The organism is Sphingobium sp. AS12, assembly GCF_019097845.1.
Classification (GTDB): domain Bacteria; phylum Pseudomonadota; class Alphaproteobacteria; order Sphingomonadales; family Sphingomonadaceae; genus Sphingobium.
Map to the genome: position 1 here is coordinate 187814 of NZ_JAHRGM010000035.1, position 13128 is coordinate 200941.

Here is a 13128-nt window from a genome sequence, read left to right on the forward strand (position 1 = left end):
ATCGGGCGGTTTATGACGCCTTTCTTGTCGCGCCCGCACCAGGCGCGACGCGATCGAGCCAATTGTCGATCAGCTGTGTCCAGCGCTGATAGCCCCGTGGGTTCATGTGCAGCCCGTCGGGGCGAAAAAGCGACGCGTCGGGCAGGCCGTCGCGCGCCAGCAGCACGCTGCCGACATCAAGATAGGTGAAGCGATCCGCCCCGGCGCGCTCGGCAATCGCCTGGTTGACCGCCGCCATTTTGGGCCACAGCGTCCAGCGGATCGGGCTGGGCTTCAAAGACAGGAAAGCGATCGGCGCGCGGGGATAATCGGTGCGCAGCCGCTTGAGCAGGGTCAATATATCGTCGGCCACCTTGTCGGGACTCGCGCCTGCGGCCAGATCATTTTCGCCGACATAGATGACGATCGTGCGAGGCTGGATCGGCGGCAGCAGGCGGCGATAATGGCGCAGCACATCGGGCGTGCTGGCCCCGCCAAAGCCGCGATTGACGGTGGGAATGTCGGTAAAGCTGGCCGCTATGTCCCACAGGCGGATGCTGCTACTGCCCAGGAACAGGGTCGCGCCGTCCACTGGCGGGCTGGCGGCATTGGCTTTGGCAAAGGCCTCAATTTCCCGTGCGAAGGGGAAGGCCGGGTCGGCATTGGGCGGCCGGTCCTGCGCCTGCGCGCCGCCCACGCCGGGCAGCGCGAGCGCCAGCAGCAGGGCTGCGATCGCCCTAGTGGGGTGGAATTGAAATTCGCCTGCTTTTGCGGCAGGTGCCGGATCGAATTTCAATTCCATAAACCCCACTAGAGTCAGATACTTCTAGTGACCCTTTTGAATCTGAAGTCCGCTCAGACCTTTACTCAAAATGTGGCAGACTTCAGATTCGGGTCACTAGTGGCGATGGAGCGGGCGCAGGCGATATTTGCCGTCCGCATAGGCACCGAACATGCCGGTAATGGCGGGATGATCGACCGGCTCGTCGCTGTCGTCGGTGACCAGATTCTGCTGGCTGACATAGGCGACATAGCTGGATTCGCCATTTTCGGCGAGCAGATGGTAGAAGGGCTGTTCCTTGTCCGGTCGCGCATGTTCGGGGATGGCGTCATACCATTCCTCGCTATTGGCGAACACCGGATCGATATCGAACACGACGCCGCGAAAGCCGAACAGGCGGTGTTTGACGACGTCGCCAATGCTGAAGCGGGCATGGACAATCGGCGGGGCGGTGACGCCAGTGCCGAAAATCTGAATCGTGTCTCTCATATGTCCAATTTAGGACTGTTCGCCTGTCACACAAGAAAAATACCGACAAGGCTGCTTGGCAAGGCGGGAATCATTCGCTAATGGCCGCGCTCGACCCGGTTGGGACGGGCTTTTCCTATGCGAAAAGCCGCATGTCCCGGCCTTCTGCGGAGAGGTGGCAGAGTGGTCGAATGCACCGCACTCGAAATGCGGCGTGCCGGTGACGGTACCCAGGGTTCGAATCCCTGCCTCTCCGCCAGTTTCCTATCAAGCCATTGCTGCAAGGGGAATATTGCACGATAGGGATGATGGTCCCCATGTCGTCGCTCCCCATCCTCTACAGCTTCCGCCGCTGCCCCTATGCGATCCGCGCGCGGCTGGCTTTGCTGGTGAGCGGGCAGGCGGTCCTGCTGCGCGAAGTCGTGTTGCGCGACAAGCCGGATGCGCTGCGGCAGGCATCGCCCAAGGCGACAGTGCCGGTGCTGGTGTTGCCCGACGGGCAGGTGATCGATCAGAGTCTGGACATCATGCGCTGGGCGCTGGGCCGGTCCGACCCGGAGGGGTGGCTGATGCGCGACGATGCCGGACTGGTCGCGGCCAATGACGGCCCGTTCAAGGCGCATCTGGACCGCACCAAATATCCCGACCGCCATGGCAGCGATCCGGCGGTCCATCGCGCCGTGGCGCTTGACTGGTTGCATAGGCTCGACCGGCGATTGGGCGGCAGCGACCAGCTATGCGGTGCGACGCGGGGGCTGGCCGACATGGCGATTGTCCCCTTCGTTCGCCAGTTTGCGTCGATCGACCCGGCCTGGTTTACGGCGCAGGCGCTGCCCCATTTGCGCCGCTGGCTCGACGGCCATTTGCAAAGCCCCCTGTTCGCCGCCGCCATGCTGCGCATCGCGCCTTGGCGCGAAGGCGACGCGCCGGTGGTTTTTGCGCCCGCAAAGGAAGCGCCCGGCGATTTCTGACTTTTACGCGAAATATTTGCAGATAATTCGGATAAAACCCTAACTGCTGGCAAAATATTCAGCACGCTTTAATAAAATGCCGTAAAAAACCTCGTTTTTCCGGGATTTTTTCAAACTGGCACGCCTCCTGCAAAGCTGTTGGCATGATCCAAAACGGATCGCCAATCATTGTTCAGGGAAGGACATTTATCATGAAGACCATCGCTTTCGCCGCCGCCGTTGTCGCCGCCACCCTCGCCGTTTCGGCTGCCAGCACACCGGCTTTCGCTGAGGCGCATGGCAGCTTTGGCAAGGCCAAGGTGACCTATGACGCCAAGACCGACCGCTATTGCTTCCGCGAAACCGTGACCGGTTCGCTGGTCCCCGTGACCCAGTGCCAGTCGAAGGCCGAATGGGCGCGCAACGGCCTGACCATCAGCCGCAAGTCGAGCGTCCAACTGGCCCAGCGCTGATGCTATCGCAGGCACCCGCTCCCGGGGAGCGGGCCCTGCCCGTAATGGAGACGGGTGGCCGGTCCTGCCAGACCGGCCTGACCCGATTCCGGCGACCATCGCCTCCGATACCCATTATGCCCCAATATCCGTCAGTTTCAGGCGATAGCCGATCCCCGGTTCGTTGCAGATGATCTGCGGTCGTTGCGGGTCTGCCTCCAGCTTCTGTCGCAGGGTGCGGACCAAAACGCGCAGATATTCGACATGATGGGCATATTCGTTGGGCCAGACCTGATCCATGATCTGCTTGTGGGTGATCACCCGGCCGGGAAAGCGGGCCAACTGGGCCAGCACCCCATATTCCTTGGGCGTCAGATGGATTTCCTGTCCGTCGCGCGTCACGACATGGGCCAGCAGGTCGATGACGATATTACCGGCCTGCAACTGCGCCGCGCCGCCTTCGCGGGCCACCCGGTTGCGCAGCGCCACCCGCACCCGCGCCAGCAGTTCATCGGTGTCGAACGGCTTGGTCAGATAATCGTCCGCGCCAAGATCGAGCGCCGCGACCTTCTCGTCCGTGCCGTCGCGCGCCGACAGGATGATCAGTGTCGTGTCCGTCTCCTTCTTGATTAGCGGCACCAGTTCCAGCCCATCGCGATCGGGCAGGCCGAGATCCAGGAGGGTTATCGCAGGACGCACCCGGCGCAACGCCTCCATCCCCTCCCGCGCGGTCGCGGCTTCCACCGTGTCATAATCCGCGCGGGTCAACGCGGCCTGGACCAGGCGGCGGATCTGCGGTTCGTCGTCGATGATGAGCAGGCAGTGGCGCAGGGTCATGGATGGTTTCCGTCAACGGGGGGATCGGACAGGATGAGCGGCTGGGGCAGTGTCAGGGTGAAGCAGGCACCAACCGGATCGGTCAAGGCCGGATCTGTCATTGTGCGTGCTGCAACGCTCATGCCTATGACTTGGGGGAACGCCTCGACGATGGCATGGCCGCGGCGCACCTCTGCACAAAAGCATTTCTGTCCTGCTCCCCAGCATTGCTTGAGCGACGTTTGTCTATAGGATCGATAGATAAGCTGCATGAGTCGGCGCGGAGGATGCATGATCGAACGGCAGGGACAGGATGGGCGCTTTGCCCGGTTGCGGGCGCGACTGGCGCAGGCGCTGTTGCGCGAACCCACTGTGGTTCTGCTGGAACGGGACGCTGACGCCTTCATGTTGGGGCGCGGTCAGGGCGACCGGACCGGCCAACCGTTTGAAGCGATCCGCTGACCCCTTCGCAACCGCAATATCCACCCTATATTGCGCCGGTCTTTCACGTTCATGCAAGGAGCCTTCATGGCCACGAACCCCCGCATCGTGACCCGCGCGGTCGATCCGCTGTTTCTGGAACGCTGGTCGCCACGCGCTTTTGACAGCTCGCCAATCCCGCAGGCGGACCTTGACACGCTGTTCGATGCGGCCCGCTGGGCGCCGTCGGCATTTAATTATCAGCCCTGGCGGTTTCTCTATGCCCATCGCGACAGCGCGGACTGGAGCCGGTTTCTGGGCGTCCTGCTGCCATTCAACCAGAGCTGGGTGCAACATGCCGGCGCGCTGGTCTATGTCCTGTCCGACACGCTGACTGCCGCGCCGGGATCGGATGATTTCAAGCCGTCGCACAGCCACAGTTTCGATGCAGGCGCTGCCTGGGCCTTGCTGGCGCTGCAGGCGACCCGGCTGGGCTATCATACCCATGCGATGAGCGGGGTCGATTTCGACGCCGCCCGCACCGAACTGGCCGTGCCGGGCCGTTTCCGTATCGAGGCGGCAGTGGCGATCGGGCGGATGGGCGACAAGTCGGTGCTGCCCGAAGCCTTGCAGGCGCGCGAAGTGCCAAGCGATCGCAAGGATATCGGAGCGTTCGCCCGACCGGGCAATTTCGTGGATTAAGTTTTTTTGAGAATGTGCCTTTGCACATTCTGCCGCACCGGCCCGCTCCCCCACCCGGCCACCCACAATATACTGCCGTTGGGTGGCCGGGTGAGGGAGCGGGCCGGTGCGGTTCTAAAACCTCAACCGGACTCGGCGAGCGGGAGCGTCATATCCTGCGCGACCCGTGCGCCGAGCATCCGGCCGGACAGCCAGGCCAGTTCCACGCGCGGCCCCAGCAGCCAGTCGCCGCACGCGCCCAGCCGGATATGATCGTTCCAAAGCGCGCCATTGTCGGTGCCGCGCGTCATGGCAAAGCGCCAGCGATGCGCGGTCAGGTGCGCCACGGGCGGTAATCCTGCGCCACCAGTCATTTGCCCCAGCGCATCGAGCAGCAGCGGACCGATGACGTGCGGACTTTCTTCCAGACGCGCCGCCGACCAGGCACCATTGGCCTGCACAACCCAGGCTTCCGGGCCGTCGCGGCCCGGCTTTGCGCTGTTGCGCGCCGCCCATGACAGGATGCCGCCGCCGCTGACATGATCGACCGGCAGGTCGACCGGCTCATCAAAGGCGATCATTGCGGTCCAGCAGGGTTGCGAGCGGGCCGTCATCGCCACCCGCGCCATCGCCAGATCATGCAGGCCCAATATGGATGCGGCCTGTTCGGACGGCAGCGCGACGATCGCGGCGTCAAACGGCCCTTCCATGCCCGTATCCAGCCGCACCCACCAGCCCGCCGAGTCGCGTTGCAGGCCATGGACATGATGCTGGAAATCGACCTGATGGGCTGTCGCCATATGGCGGATCGGCGCATTCATGGCCGGGTTGCCGATCCAGGCGTCGGCGCCGGCTTCGGGCCAGGGGACGACGACCCCGGCCGCAGCCCAGGCATCGACCTGATCACGGAACAGCGGATCGCGCACGGTAAAATATTGCGCGCCATGGTCGAAACTGGCGGTGCCAGCGGAGGTTTCCACCCGCCGGGTCGACATGCGCCCGCCCGGCCCGCGCCCCTTGTCGAACAGGCGCACGGCAACGCCGTCCTCCGCCAGCCGGTCGGCGCAGGCCAGCCCTGCCATGCCCGCGCCTATGATCGCCAGCGTCACCCTGTCATGCCCCGTTTCAATAGCCCACCGTCAATAGCCCATCAGCGCGAGCAGTTCGCGGCGGCTGGCACGATCGTCCAGGAAACAGCCGAGCAGGCGGCTGGTGACCATGGCAACGCCGGGGGTGCGCACGCCCCGGCCTGTCATGCAGCCATGCTGCGCCTCTATCACCACGGCAACGCCATGGGGCTGAAGATGATCCTGAATGCTCTGCGCGACTTCCGCGGTCAGCCGTTCCTGCACCTGCAACCGCCGGGCAAAGCCGTGCAGCACGCGGGCGAGTTTGGATATGCCTACCACCCGGTCGCGCGGCAGATAGGCGATCGACGCCTTGCCGGTGATCGGCGCCATATGATGTTCGCAATGCGACTGGAACGGAATATCCTTCAGCAGCACGATCTCGTCATAACCGCCCACTTCCTGAAATGTGCGGGACAGATGGCGACCGGGATCTTCCTCATAGCCGGTACAATAGTCGCGCCATGCCCGGCCGACCCGTGCCGGCGTATCGCGCAAGCCTTCGCGTTCCGGGTCGTCCCCGGCCCAGCGAATAAGCGTGCGCACCGCGTCCTGCACGGCCTGCGGCACGAGTGGGCGTCCTTCGTCGTCGAAGGCATAATCGCCAAGATCGCCGGGAATGAAATTCATGGCCTTTCCCTTTCGTTCATCAGGGGCCTGATGCAGCCTGCTTGCGGCAGGCAGGGCATTTGGGGCAACATGCCCAAAGGGGCATCGCATCCGCCGATCGCCTGCCAGTCTGTGAGTGACCATGTCCTTGTCCGAAATGATCGCCAACAGCGCGATCGCCGCCGTGATCAGCAACCCGCGCCTGCCCGACAATCCGATTGTCGAATGCAACGAAGCGTTCATCGCGCTGACCGGCTATACGCGGGATGAGATTGTCGGGCGCAATTGCCGCTTCCTGTCCGGGCCGGACACCGAACCCTGGCTGACCGAAACGATCCGCACCGGCGTGCGCGAACGGCGGCCGGTGCTGGTGGAGATCTTGAATTACCGCAAGGACGGCACGCCGTTCCGCAACGCGGTGATGGTCGCGCCGATCTTTGGCGTGGATGGCGGACTGGACTATTTTCTGGGGTCACAAATGGCGGTGGAAACCCCGGACGCTGCCGGGGCGGAGCGATCGTCCGGCGCGCGTGAACGGATCGCCGCGCTGACATCGCGCCAGCGCGATGTGCTGATCGCGATGGCGGCGGGCAAGCTCAACAAGCAGATCGCCTGGGATCTGGGCCTGACCGAACGCACCGTGAAGATGCACCGCGCAGCGATGCTGAAAGCGCTTGGGGTGCGGACCGGGGCGGAGGGGATCAGGCTGGCGATCGAGGCTGGCTATTAAGGCGCTCAACTAATGTGGGTGCTGCTGGGCATTGCGGTGATCGTTGCGGGTTTCGTACTGCGCTTCAACCCGCTGCTCGTCATCCTGGCGTCAGCGGTCGTCACGGGGATCGCCGCGGGGCTTGATCCGGTCGTCCTCCTCGCCGCCTTTGGCAAGGCGTTTAACGAGGCGCGCTATGTCAGCATAATCTGGATCGTGCTGCCGGTGGTCGGCCTGCTGGAGGCGTTCGGGTTGCAGGAGCGGGCGCGCGGGCTGATCGGGCGGATGCGCGGAGCGACGGTGGGCCGGTTCCTGACCGGCTATCTGCTGGTGCGGCAGGGGCTTGCGGCGGTGGGCCTCACATCGGTGGCGGGTCACGCGCAGACCGTGCGCCCGCTGGTCGCGCCGATCGCGGAGGCTGCCGCTGAACGGCAGGCGGGCGATCTGGACGATGCCGAGCGCGAGAAGGTCAAGGCTATGGCGGCGGCGACCGACAATGTCGGGCTGTTCTTTGGCGAGGATATCTTTCTCGCCATCGGATCGATCCTGCTGATCAAGGGATTGCTGGAGCAATATGGCATCAACCTTGAACCGCTCCAGCTGTCGGTCTGGGCGATCCCGACCGCGATCGCCGCCTTGCTGATCCACGGGTTCAGGTTGTGGCGGCTCGATCGTCGCCTGAACCGGGCGGATCGGCCATGATCACGCTCCACTGGGTCTATGCGCTGGCCGGCGCGATTTTCGCTGCCTTCGCCATTCTGGGCGTGGCCGACAAAAGCAATAAGCGCGCCCGGCGCACCGCTGCCTTCTGGGCGCTACTGGCCTTGTCGATGTGGGCCGGGGATGCGCTGGGCGACCTTGGAAATGGCGTGTTGGTGCTGGGTCTGGTGGGACTGGCTGCATCCGGGCTGGGGCGGGGCAGCGGCGCGGTGGCGGATGCTGTGCGACAGGAACGGGCAGGGCGTTTTGGCAACGGGCTTTTCGCCATCGCGCTGGTCATTCCGGTGACCGCGCTGGTCGGCACGCTGCTGTTCAAGGAGATGCCCGGCTGGGTCGATGGCAAGCAGGCGACGCTCATTGCGCTGGCGCTGGGCGTGCTGATCGCGCTGGTCATGGGGTGCCTGTGGCTGCGCGCGTCGCCGGTCGTGCCGTTGCAACAGGGGCGGCGGCTGATGGATCAGGTCGGCTGGGCAGCGATCCTGCCGCAGATGCTCGCCAGCCTGGGCGCAGTATTCGCGCTCGCCGGGGTGGGTGACGCGGTCGGGGGGCTGGTCAGCCAGGCGATCCCGCAGGGCAGCCTATTGGGCGCAGTGATCGCCTATGGCCTTGGCATGGCGCTCTTCACCATCGTCATGGGCAATGCCTTTGCCGCCTTTCCGGTGATGACCGCCGCGATCGGCGTGCCTTTGCTGATCCGCACCTATCATGGCGATCCCGCGATCGTCTGCGCCATCGGGATGCTGGCGGGCTTCTGCGGCACGCTGCTGACGCCGATGGCGGCCAATTTCAACCTCGTCCCTGCCGCCCTGCTGGAACTCAAGGACAAACATGGCGTCATTAGGCAGCAGGTCGGCACCGCCCTGCCACTGCTCGCCGTCAACATCGCGCTCATCTACTGGCTGGCTTTCCCATGACGCACCTGACCCCCGACATGGCCAATGGCTTTGCCACGCTCACCCTGTCCCATCTGGGGCGGCGTTACCCCTACAAGATGGATCTGGTGCTGGCCGGGCCACAGGATGCGCGCGAACCGGCCGATCATCACCCGATCTTCCACGGCAGTTTCGACTGGCATAGCTGCGTCCATGGCTGGTGGCAGGTGATGCGGCTGCTGCGCCTTTACCCGGACATGCCACAGGCCGCTGCGATCCGGGCGCAGGCCGACGCGATGCTGGTGCCGGACATGGTGGCGGGCGAACTCGCCTTTCTCGCGCGGCCCACCGCGAGCGGTTTCGAGCGCCCCTATGGCTGGGCGTGGGCGCTGGCGCTGCATGGCGAACTGGCGCGGCATGATGCGCCCTGGGCAGCGGCGGTTGAGCCGCTGGCACTGGCGTTCGCGGCGCGCTTCCATGCGTTTCTGCCCAAGCTCACCTATCCATTGCGGGTCGGCACCCATTTCAACATTGCCTTTGCGCTGGTGCTGGCGCTCGAATGGGTCGAGACTCGCGATCCCGCGCTGGTGGCGTTGATCCGCGACCGGGCGCTGCACTGGTTCGGCAAGGATCGCGCCTGTCAGGCGTGGGAGCCGGGCGGCGACGAATTTCTCTCGCCCGCTCTTTGTGAGGCGCTGCTGATGAGCCGCCTGCTGCCGCGCGCCGATTTCGCCGACTGGTTCCACGCCTTCCTGCCCCATCTGGCGCAGGGCGAACCGGCGACCTTGTTCACCCCCGCCACTGTGTCGGATCGAAGCGACGGCAAGATCGCCCATCTCGATGGCTTGAACCTCAGCCGCGCCTGGTGCTGGCGCGCGATTGCCGTGGCGCTGGGACCGGACGACCCGGTTGCGCAGCTGGCGATCGACGCGGCGCAGCGCCACATCGCCGCCAGCCTGCACCATGTCGCAGGCGACTATATGGGCGAACATTGGCTGGCGACGTTCGCGCTTCTGGCGCTGGAATGATCCTCCCCGGCACGGAGAGGTGGCAGCCCGCAGGGCTGACGGAGGGGGCTATCGAGGCGACGCCCCCCGTACCAATCAGTCGCGCAGCAGATCGTTGATCCCGGTCTTGGACCGTGTCTGGGCGTCCACCCGCTTGACGATGACCGCGCAATAGAGGCTGGGGCCGGGGGTGCCGTCGGACAGGGGCTTGCCGGGCAGGCTGCCGGGGACGATCACCGAATAGGGCGGCACTTCGCCCATGAATATTTCGCCGGTCGCGCGGTCGATGATCTTGGTCGACTGGCCGATGAACACGCCCATCGACAGGACCGATCCCTTGCCGATGCGGACGCCTTCTACGACTTCGGACCGCGCGCCGATGAAGCAGTCATCCTCGATGATGACCGGGTCGGCCTGCAACGGTTCCAGCACGCCACCAATACCGACGCCGCCCGATAGATGGACATTCTTGCCGATCTGGGCGCAACTGCCCACCGTCACCCAGGCGTCGACCATCGTGCCTTCATCGACAAACGCGCCTATATTGACGAAGCTGGGCATCAGGATCGCATTCTTGGCGATATGCGCGCCTGCGCGGGCGAACGCACCCGGCACGGCGCGGAAACCGGCGGCGCGGAACTCCGCCTCGCCCCAGCCGGCGAACTTGCTCGGCACCTTGTCCCACCAATAACCGCCACCAGGGCCGTTTTCGATCAGCGCATTGTCGTTAAGGCGGAACGACAGCAGCACGGCCTTCTTGAGCCACTGGTTGACCTGCCAGCCGCCGTCCACCGGCTCGGCAACGCGGGCCTTGCCACTGTCGAGCAGCGCCAGCGCTTCATTGACGGCGTCGCGCACCGGCCCTTGCGTGGTCAGGCTCACATTGGCCCGGTCCTCCCAGGCGGCGTCGATTGTGGTTTGCAGGTCGGTCATGCGCTTTCCCCAAGGATGCTGGCCAGAAAAGGCCTCAGATGGTCAGTCTCAAAATCGATGAAATCAGGATGATGGTCATGTTTGCCCGCTTCGGAGCCATTATTGACCCAGATCGTCGCCATGCCGATCGCCTTGGCGGGCCGCAAATTGCGGGCCATATCCTCGAAAAAGGCGGCGCGGGTCGGATCGACATCATGGACCCGACAGAGTTCGGCATAGCCCGACGGGTCGGGCTTGGGCACATATTGGCAGGCGTGAATGTCGTGGATCTGCTCGAACAGGTCGGAAAGGCCCAGTCTCTCCAGCACGCGCCCCGCATAGGCCGCATCGCCATTGGTAAAGATCAGGCGGCGGCCCGGCAAAGCGGCAATATGGGCGTTGAGATCGGCATCGACGTCCAGCCGGTCCATCGAAATGTCATGGACATAATCGAGGAATTCGCGCGGCTCGATACCATGATGGTGCATAAGCCCCGAAAGGGTGGTGCCATGCTCCATGAAATAACGCTTCTGGGTTTCGCGGGCCGCCATCGAGTCGCATCCCAGCAGCCCCTGGATAAACTCGCCCATCTTCACGTCGATCAGCGCGAACAGGTCCGCCTTCGCCGGATAGAGCGTATTGTCCAGATCGAAGATCCAGGTGTCGACATGGGCCAGATCGCCAAGCATGGCCGCGCCCTAGAGCGATGCGGGGATGAGGGCAAGGCCTCTAACCTTCTCCCCTTGGGGGAGGAGGATACGTAGCCTTGGCCCAACGGGCCCAGGCGAAGTTGGAAGAGGGGGATGTGTCGCTCAACACCCCAGCGGCTCGCTATCATGATAGAAGGCCTGCACCGCCTGCCACGCTTCCTCGGCGCTTTCGACCCAGGTGATGAGGTTGAGGTCAGCGGGGGAAATCACGCCCTCATCGGCCAGCGCCTCGAAATCGACGACGCGGTTCCAGAAGCTCTTGCCGAACAGCAGGATCGGGATCGGCTTCATCTTGCCGGTCTGTATCAGGGTCAGCAGCTCGAACATTTCATCGAACGTGCCAAAGCCGCCGGGGAATACCGCCAGCGCTCGCGCGCGCAGCAGGAAGTGCATCTTGCGCAGCGCAAAATAATGGAACTGGAAACTCAGCTCCGGGGTGACGAAGCGGTTGGGCGCCTGTTCGTGGGGCAGGACGATGTTCATGCCGATCGTGGTCTGGCCGACATCGGCCGCGCCGCGATTGGCCGCCTCCATGATCGAGGGGCCACCGCCTGAACAGACGACGAAGTGGCGGCATCCCGCCTCATTCACCGGATATTGCGCCGCGATACCCGCCAGCTTGCGGGCTTCGTCATAATAATGCGCCTTCTTGCCCAGATTTTCGGCAATCCGCTTCTGTTCCGGCGTGGTGGCGGCGTCGATCCGCGCCTGCACCTGATCGGGTTCGGGGATCCGCGCGGAGCCATAGAAAACGAAGGTCGATTCGATTCGCGCCTCGTCCATCAGCAATTGCGGCTTCAACAGTTCCAGCTGGAAGCGGACCGGGCGCAAATCTTCGCGCAGCAGAAATTCGGTATCCTGAAAGGCCAGCCGATAGGCGCTGCTGCTGGTCTGTGGTGTGTCGATCGCCTTGCGGGCGTCTGCCGCCTCCTGCCGTGCGGGGCGGAATTTGGGTTCTTCAATGTCTTTCTTTGTCATTCGCACCAACTTAGTGCGCGACAATGACAAAGCCAAGTCTGCTACGTTTAGGCAGAAGGAGGCGGCCATTCAGGGCAAGTGTTCCCGCGCAGGCGGGAACCCAGTCCCACGCTCTGAACTGGGTCCCCGCCTGCGCGGGAACACGTCCTTAAGAGGGCTGGTTTTCAGCGGCAAAACCCTCCCTTGCCACCCATGTCGAAATGAAAATGGTCGTGATGGGCCGCGTTATAATCGGGGCTGAGGACGGTGTTGAACCGCTTGCAGGCGCTGGCGTGGACGATTTTCAGGAACTGGCGTGTCTCGCGGTCGCCGCTCCAGCCCTGTTCAACGCTGATCTTGCGGCCGTCGGCGAGGACGAAGGCGGCGATGTCGATCGCGTTGCTATGGGCATGTTCGGACAATTTGCCGCTGCCCGCGATCGGGCGGCAATTATAGGTGCCGAATGTCTCGATCCGCACAATCTCCGTCCCCAATATGGTGCGCGCGGCAGGCTGCACGCCATAACGCGCCCAGGCCGCGAAATTGGCCGCCAGCTGGCAGGTCATCGCGCCAAGGTTGGTCGCAGGCACGCCAAAGTCGATCAGCTTGACGCTCCCCACCGCGCTGCATCCGCCGCCAAATGTCCGGTCGGGCAGCGGGGTATAGGCGATCGCCTGCGCATTGAGTTTTGCCAGACACTGGCGCACTTCCATCGGTGGCGGCGCTGCCGGACGGACGGGCTTGGAGACTCGCGCTACCCGCCCGCGCGGCACCAGATCGCCACCGCACGCGCTCAGCATCATCGCCATCGTCACGGCCAGCGCCGCGCCGCGAAACATCCTCATCGTCATCGCCCGCTCTATCAGGAGCCAGCCATGGTAGCAGGGCAAATCTTGCGGATGGTTAACGGCCCCATCGGTTCGTCCCGTTTTTGCAACCGCCTTGACAGGTCTGCCGA

17 protein-coding genes and 1 tRNA gene are annotated in these 13128 nt (G+C 64.1%); 9 read left to right on the forward strand and 9 right to left on the reverse strand.

The features are described from left to right. Nucleotides 1-10: 10 nt before the first annotated feature. Together KRZ98_RS14120 and hspQ are read right to left on the reverse strand one after the other, a co-directional pair. Nucleotides 11-781, reverse strand: a complete 771-nt coding sequence (locus tag KRZ98_RS14120) for a GDSL-type esterase/lipase family protein (RefSeq protein ID WP_217674110.1) — start codon at nt 779-781, stop codon at nt 11-13. Between the two features lie 96 nt (nt 782-877). Further along, nucleotides 878-1249 (reverse strand): heat shock protein HspQ, encoded by a 372-nt coding sequence (gene hspQ, locus KRZ98_RS14125; protein WP_217674111.1) that lies wholly within the window; start codon nt 1247-1249, stop codon nt 878-880. A 148-nt stretch (nt 1250-1397) separates the two neighbouring features. Between hspQ and KRZ98_RS14130 the strand changes: the two genes are divergently transcribed. From KRZ98_RS14130 to KRZ98_RS14140, 3 genes are all read left to right on the forward strand, one after another. Continuing rightward, a tRNA-Ser gene (locus KRZ98_RS14130) sits at nt 1398-1487 on the forward strand. Between the two features lie 58 nt (nt 1488-1545). Continuing rightward, nucleotides 1546-2199 carry a glutathione S-transferase gene (locus tag KRZ98_RS14135; RefSeq protein WP_217674112.1) on the forward strand — a complete coding sequence of 218 codons (654 nt, stop codon included), beginning with the start codon at nt 1546-1548 and terminating at the stop codon, nt 2197-2199. Between the two features lie 191 nt (nt 2200-2390). Next, nucleotides 2391-2651: a hypothetical protein gene (locus KRZ98_RS14140; protein WP_217674113.1), complete on the forward strand. Its 261-nt coding sequence runs from the start codon at nt 2391-2393 to the stop codon at nt 2649-2651. Between the two features lie 114 nt (nt 2652-2765). Here KRZ98_RS14140 and KRZ98_RS14145 read toward each other — a convergent pair whose 3' ends face one another. Then, a complete protein-coding gene (locus KRZ98_RS14145; RefSeq protein WP_217674114.1) occupies nt 2766-3467 on the reverse strand; it encodes a response regulator in 702 nt (233 codons plus the stop codon). A gap of 270 nt (nt 3468-3737) precedes the next feature. On the opposite strand from KRZ98_RS14145, the gene KRZ98_RS14150 reads away from it, so the two are divergent. Both KRZ98_RS14150 and KRZ98_RS14155 read left to right on the forward strand, forming a co-directional pair. Next, nucleotides 3738-3908: a hypothetical protein gene (locus tag KRZ98_RS14150; protein ID WP_217674115.1), complete on the forward strand. Its 171-nt coding sequence runs from the start codon at nt 3738-3740 to the stop codon at nt 3906-3908. A 66-nt stretch (nt 3909-3974) separates the two neighbouring features. Continuing rightward, the gene (locus KRZ98_RS14155) at nt 3975-4568 is read left to right on the forward strand and encodes a nitroreductase family protein (protein WP_217674116.1); all 594 of its coding nucleotides are present in this window, start codon (nt 3975-3977) and stop codon (nt 4566-4568) included. A gap of 122 nt (nt 4569-4690) precedes the next feature. Here KRZ98_RS14155 and KRZ98_RS14160 read toward each other — a convergent pair whose 3' ends face one another. Together KRZ98_RS14160 and folE are read right to left on the reverse strand one after the other, a co-directional pair. Beyond that, nucleotides 4691-5656 carry an NAD(P)-binding protein gene (locus tag KRZ98_RS14160; protein WP_217674117.1) on the reverse strand — a complete coding sequence of 322 codons (966 nt, stop codon included), beginning with the start codon at nt 5654-5656 and terminating at the stop codon, nt 4691-4693. Nucleotides 5657-5686: 30 nt separating this feature from the next. Further along, complete coding sequence (folE, locus tag KRZ98_RS14165; protein ID WP_119750327.1) at nt 5687-6304, reverse strand: GTP cyclohydrolase I FolE; 618 nt, start codon at nt 6302-6304, stop codon at nt 5687-5689. Nucleotides 6305-6425: 121 nt separating this feature from the next. On the opposite strand from folE, the gene KRZ98_RS14170 reads away from it, so the two are divergent. The 4 genes from KRZ98_RS14170 to KRZ98_RS14185 are packed head-to-tail and all read left to right on the forward strand — an operon-like array spanning nt 6426 to nt 9612. Continuing rightward, nucleotides 6426-7013: a PAS domain-containing protein gene (locus KRZ98_RS14170; RefSeq protein ID WP_254798429.1), complete on the forward strand. Its 588-nt coding sequence runs from the start codon at nt 6426-6428 to the stop codon at nt 7011-7013. A 12-nt stretch (nt 7014-7025) separates the two neighbouring features. Beyond that, nucleotides 7026-7694: a DUF969 domain-containing protein gene (locus KRZ98_RS14175; protein WP_217674118.1), complete on the forward strand. Its 669-nt coding sequence runs from the start codon at nt 7026-7028 to the stop codon at nt 7692-7694. Then, complete coding sequence (locus KRZ98_RS14180; RefSeq protein WP_217674119.1) at nt 7691-8626, forward strand: DUF979 domain-containing protein; 936 nt, start codon at nt 7691-7693, stop codon at nt 8624-8626. The genes KRZ98_RS14175 and KRZ98_RS14180 overlap by 4 nt, the downstream gene beginning before the upstream one ends. Then, entirely contained in the window at nt 8623-9612 is a 990-nt protein-coding gene (locus tag KRZ98_RS14185) for a DUF2891 domain-containing protein (RefSeq protein ID WP_217674120.1), read from the forward strand. Before KRZ98_RS14180 ends, KRZ98_RS14185 begins: the two co-directional genes overlap by 4 nt. Before the next feature lie 75 nt (nt 9613-9687). Here KRZ98_RS14185 and dapD read toward each other — a convergent pair whose 3' ends face one another. The 4 genes from dapD to KRZ98_RS14205 all read right to left on the reverse strand — a co-directional run bounded on the left by dapD (nt 9688) and on the right by KRZ98_RS14205 (nt 13021). Then, the gene (gene dapD / locus KRZ98_RS14190) at nt 9688-10524 is read right to left on the reverse strand and encodes a 2,3,4,5-tetrahydropyridine-2,6-dicarboxylate N-succinyltransferase (protein ID WP_217674121.1); all 837 of its coding nucleotides are present in this window, start codon (nt 10522-10524) and stop codon (nt 9688-9690) included. After that, nucleotides 10521-11192, reverse strand: a complete 672-nt coding sequence (locus KRZ98_RS14195) for a pyrimidine 5'-nucleotidase (protein ID WP_217674122.1) — start codon at nt 11190-11192, stop codon at nt 10521-10523. Before KRZ98_RS14195 ends, dapD begins: the two co-directional genes overlap by 4 nt. A gap of 123 nt (nt 11193-11315) precedes the next feature. Then, nucleotides 11316-12191, reverse strand: a complete 876-nt coding sequence (locus tag KRZ98_RS14200; protein WP_217674123.1) for a TIGR00730 family Rossman fold protein — start codon at nt 12189-12191, stop codon at nt 11316-11318. 164 nt (nt 12192-12355) lie between these two features. Beyond that, complete coding sequence (locus tag KRZ98_RS14205; RefSeq protein WP_217674124.1) at nt 12356-13021, reverse strand: extensin family protein; 666 nt, start codon at nt 13019-13021, stop codon at nt 12356-12358. Nucleotides 13022-13128: the final 107 nt, after the last annotated feature.

What these genes read in the sequence shown, in the direction of transcription:
- KRZ98_RS14120 (WP_217674110.1), bottom strand. Translation starts at nt 781, where the DNA reads ATGGAATTGAAATTCGATCCGGCACCTGCCGCAAAAGCAGGCGAATTT.
- hspQ (WP_217674111.1), bottom strand. Translation starts at nt 1,249, where the DNA reads ATGAGAGACACGATTCAGATTTTCGGCACTGGCGTCACCGCCCCGCCG.
- KRZ98_RS14135 (WP_217674112.1), top strand. Translation starts at nt 1,546, where the DNA reads ATGTCGTCGCTCCCCATCCTCTACAGCTTCCGCCGCTGCCCCTATGCG.
- KRZ98_RS14140 (WP_217674113.1), top strand. Translation starts at nt 2,391, where the DNA reads ATGAAGACCATCGCTTTCGCCGCCGCCGTTGTCGCCGCCACCCTCGCC.
- KRZ98_RS14145 (WP_217674114.1), bottom strand. Translation starts at nt 3,467, where the DNA reads ATGACCCTGCGCCACTGCCTGCTCATCATCGACGACGAACCGCAGATC.
- KRZ98_RS14150 (WP_217674115.1), top strand. Translation starts at nt 3,738, where the DNA reads ATGATCGAACGGCAGGGACAGGATGGGCGCTTTGCCCGGTTGCGGGCG.
- KRZ98_RS14155 (WP_217674116.1), top strand. Translation starts at nt 3,975, where the DNA reads ATGGCCACGAACCCCCGCATCGTGACCCGCGCGGTCGATCCGCTGTTT.
- folE (WP_119750327.1), bottom strand. Translation starts at nt 6,304, where the DNA reads ATGAATTTCATTCCCGGCGATCTTGGCGATTATGCCTTCGACGACGAA.
- KRZ98_RS14170 (WP_254798429.1), top strand. Translation starts at nt 6,426, where the DNA reads ATGTCCTTGTCCGAAATGATCGCCAACAGCGCGATCGCCGCCGTGATC.
- KRZ98_RS14175 (WP_217674118.1), top strand. Translation starts at nt 7,026, where the DNA reads ATGTGGGTGCTGCTGGGCATTGCGGTGATCGTTGCGGGTTTCGTACTG.
- KRZ98_RS14180 (WP_217674119.1), top strand. Translation starts at nt 7,691, where the DNA reads ATGATCACGCTCCACTGGGTCTATGCGCTGGCCGGCGCGATTTTCGCT.
- KRZ98_RS14185 (WP_217674120.1), top strand. Translation starts at nt 8,623, where the DNA reads ATGACGCACCTGACCCCCGACATGGCCAATGGCTTTGCCACGCTCACC.
- dapD (WP_217674121.1), bottom strand. Translation starts at nt 10,524, where the DNA reads ATGACCGACCTGCAAACCACAATCGACGCCGCCTGGGAGGACCGGGCC.
- KRZ98_RS14195 (WP_217674122.1), bottom strand. Translation starts at nt 11,192, where the DNA reads ATGCTTGGCGATCTGGCCCATGTCGACACCTGGATCTTCGATCTGGAC.
- KRZ98_RS14200 (WP_217674123.1), bottom strand. Translation starts at nt 12,191, where the DNA reads ATGACAAAGAAAGACATTGAAGAACCCAAATTCCGCCCCGCACGGCAG.
- KRZ98_RS14205 (WP_217674124.1), bottom strand. Translation starts at nt 13,021, where the DNA reads ATGACGATGAGGATGTTTCGCGGCGCGGCGCTGGCCGTGACGATGGCG.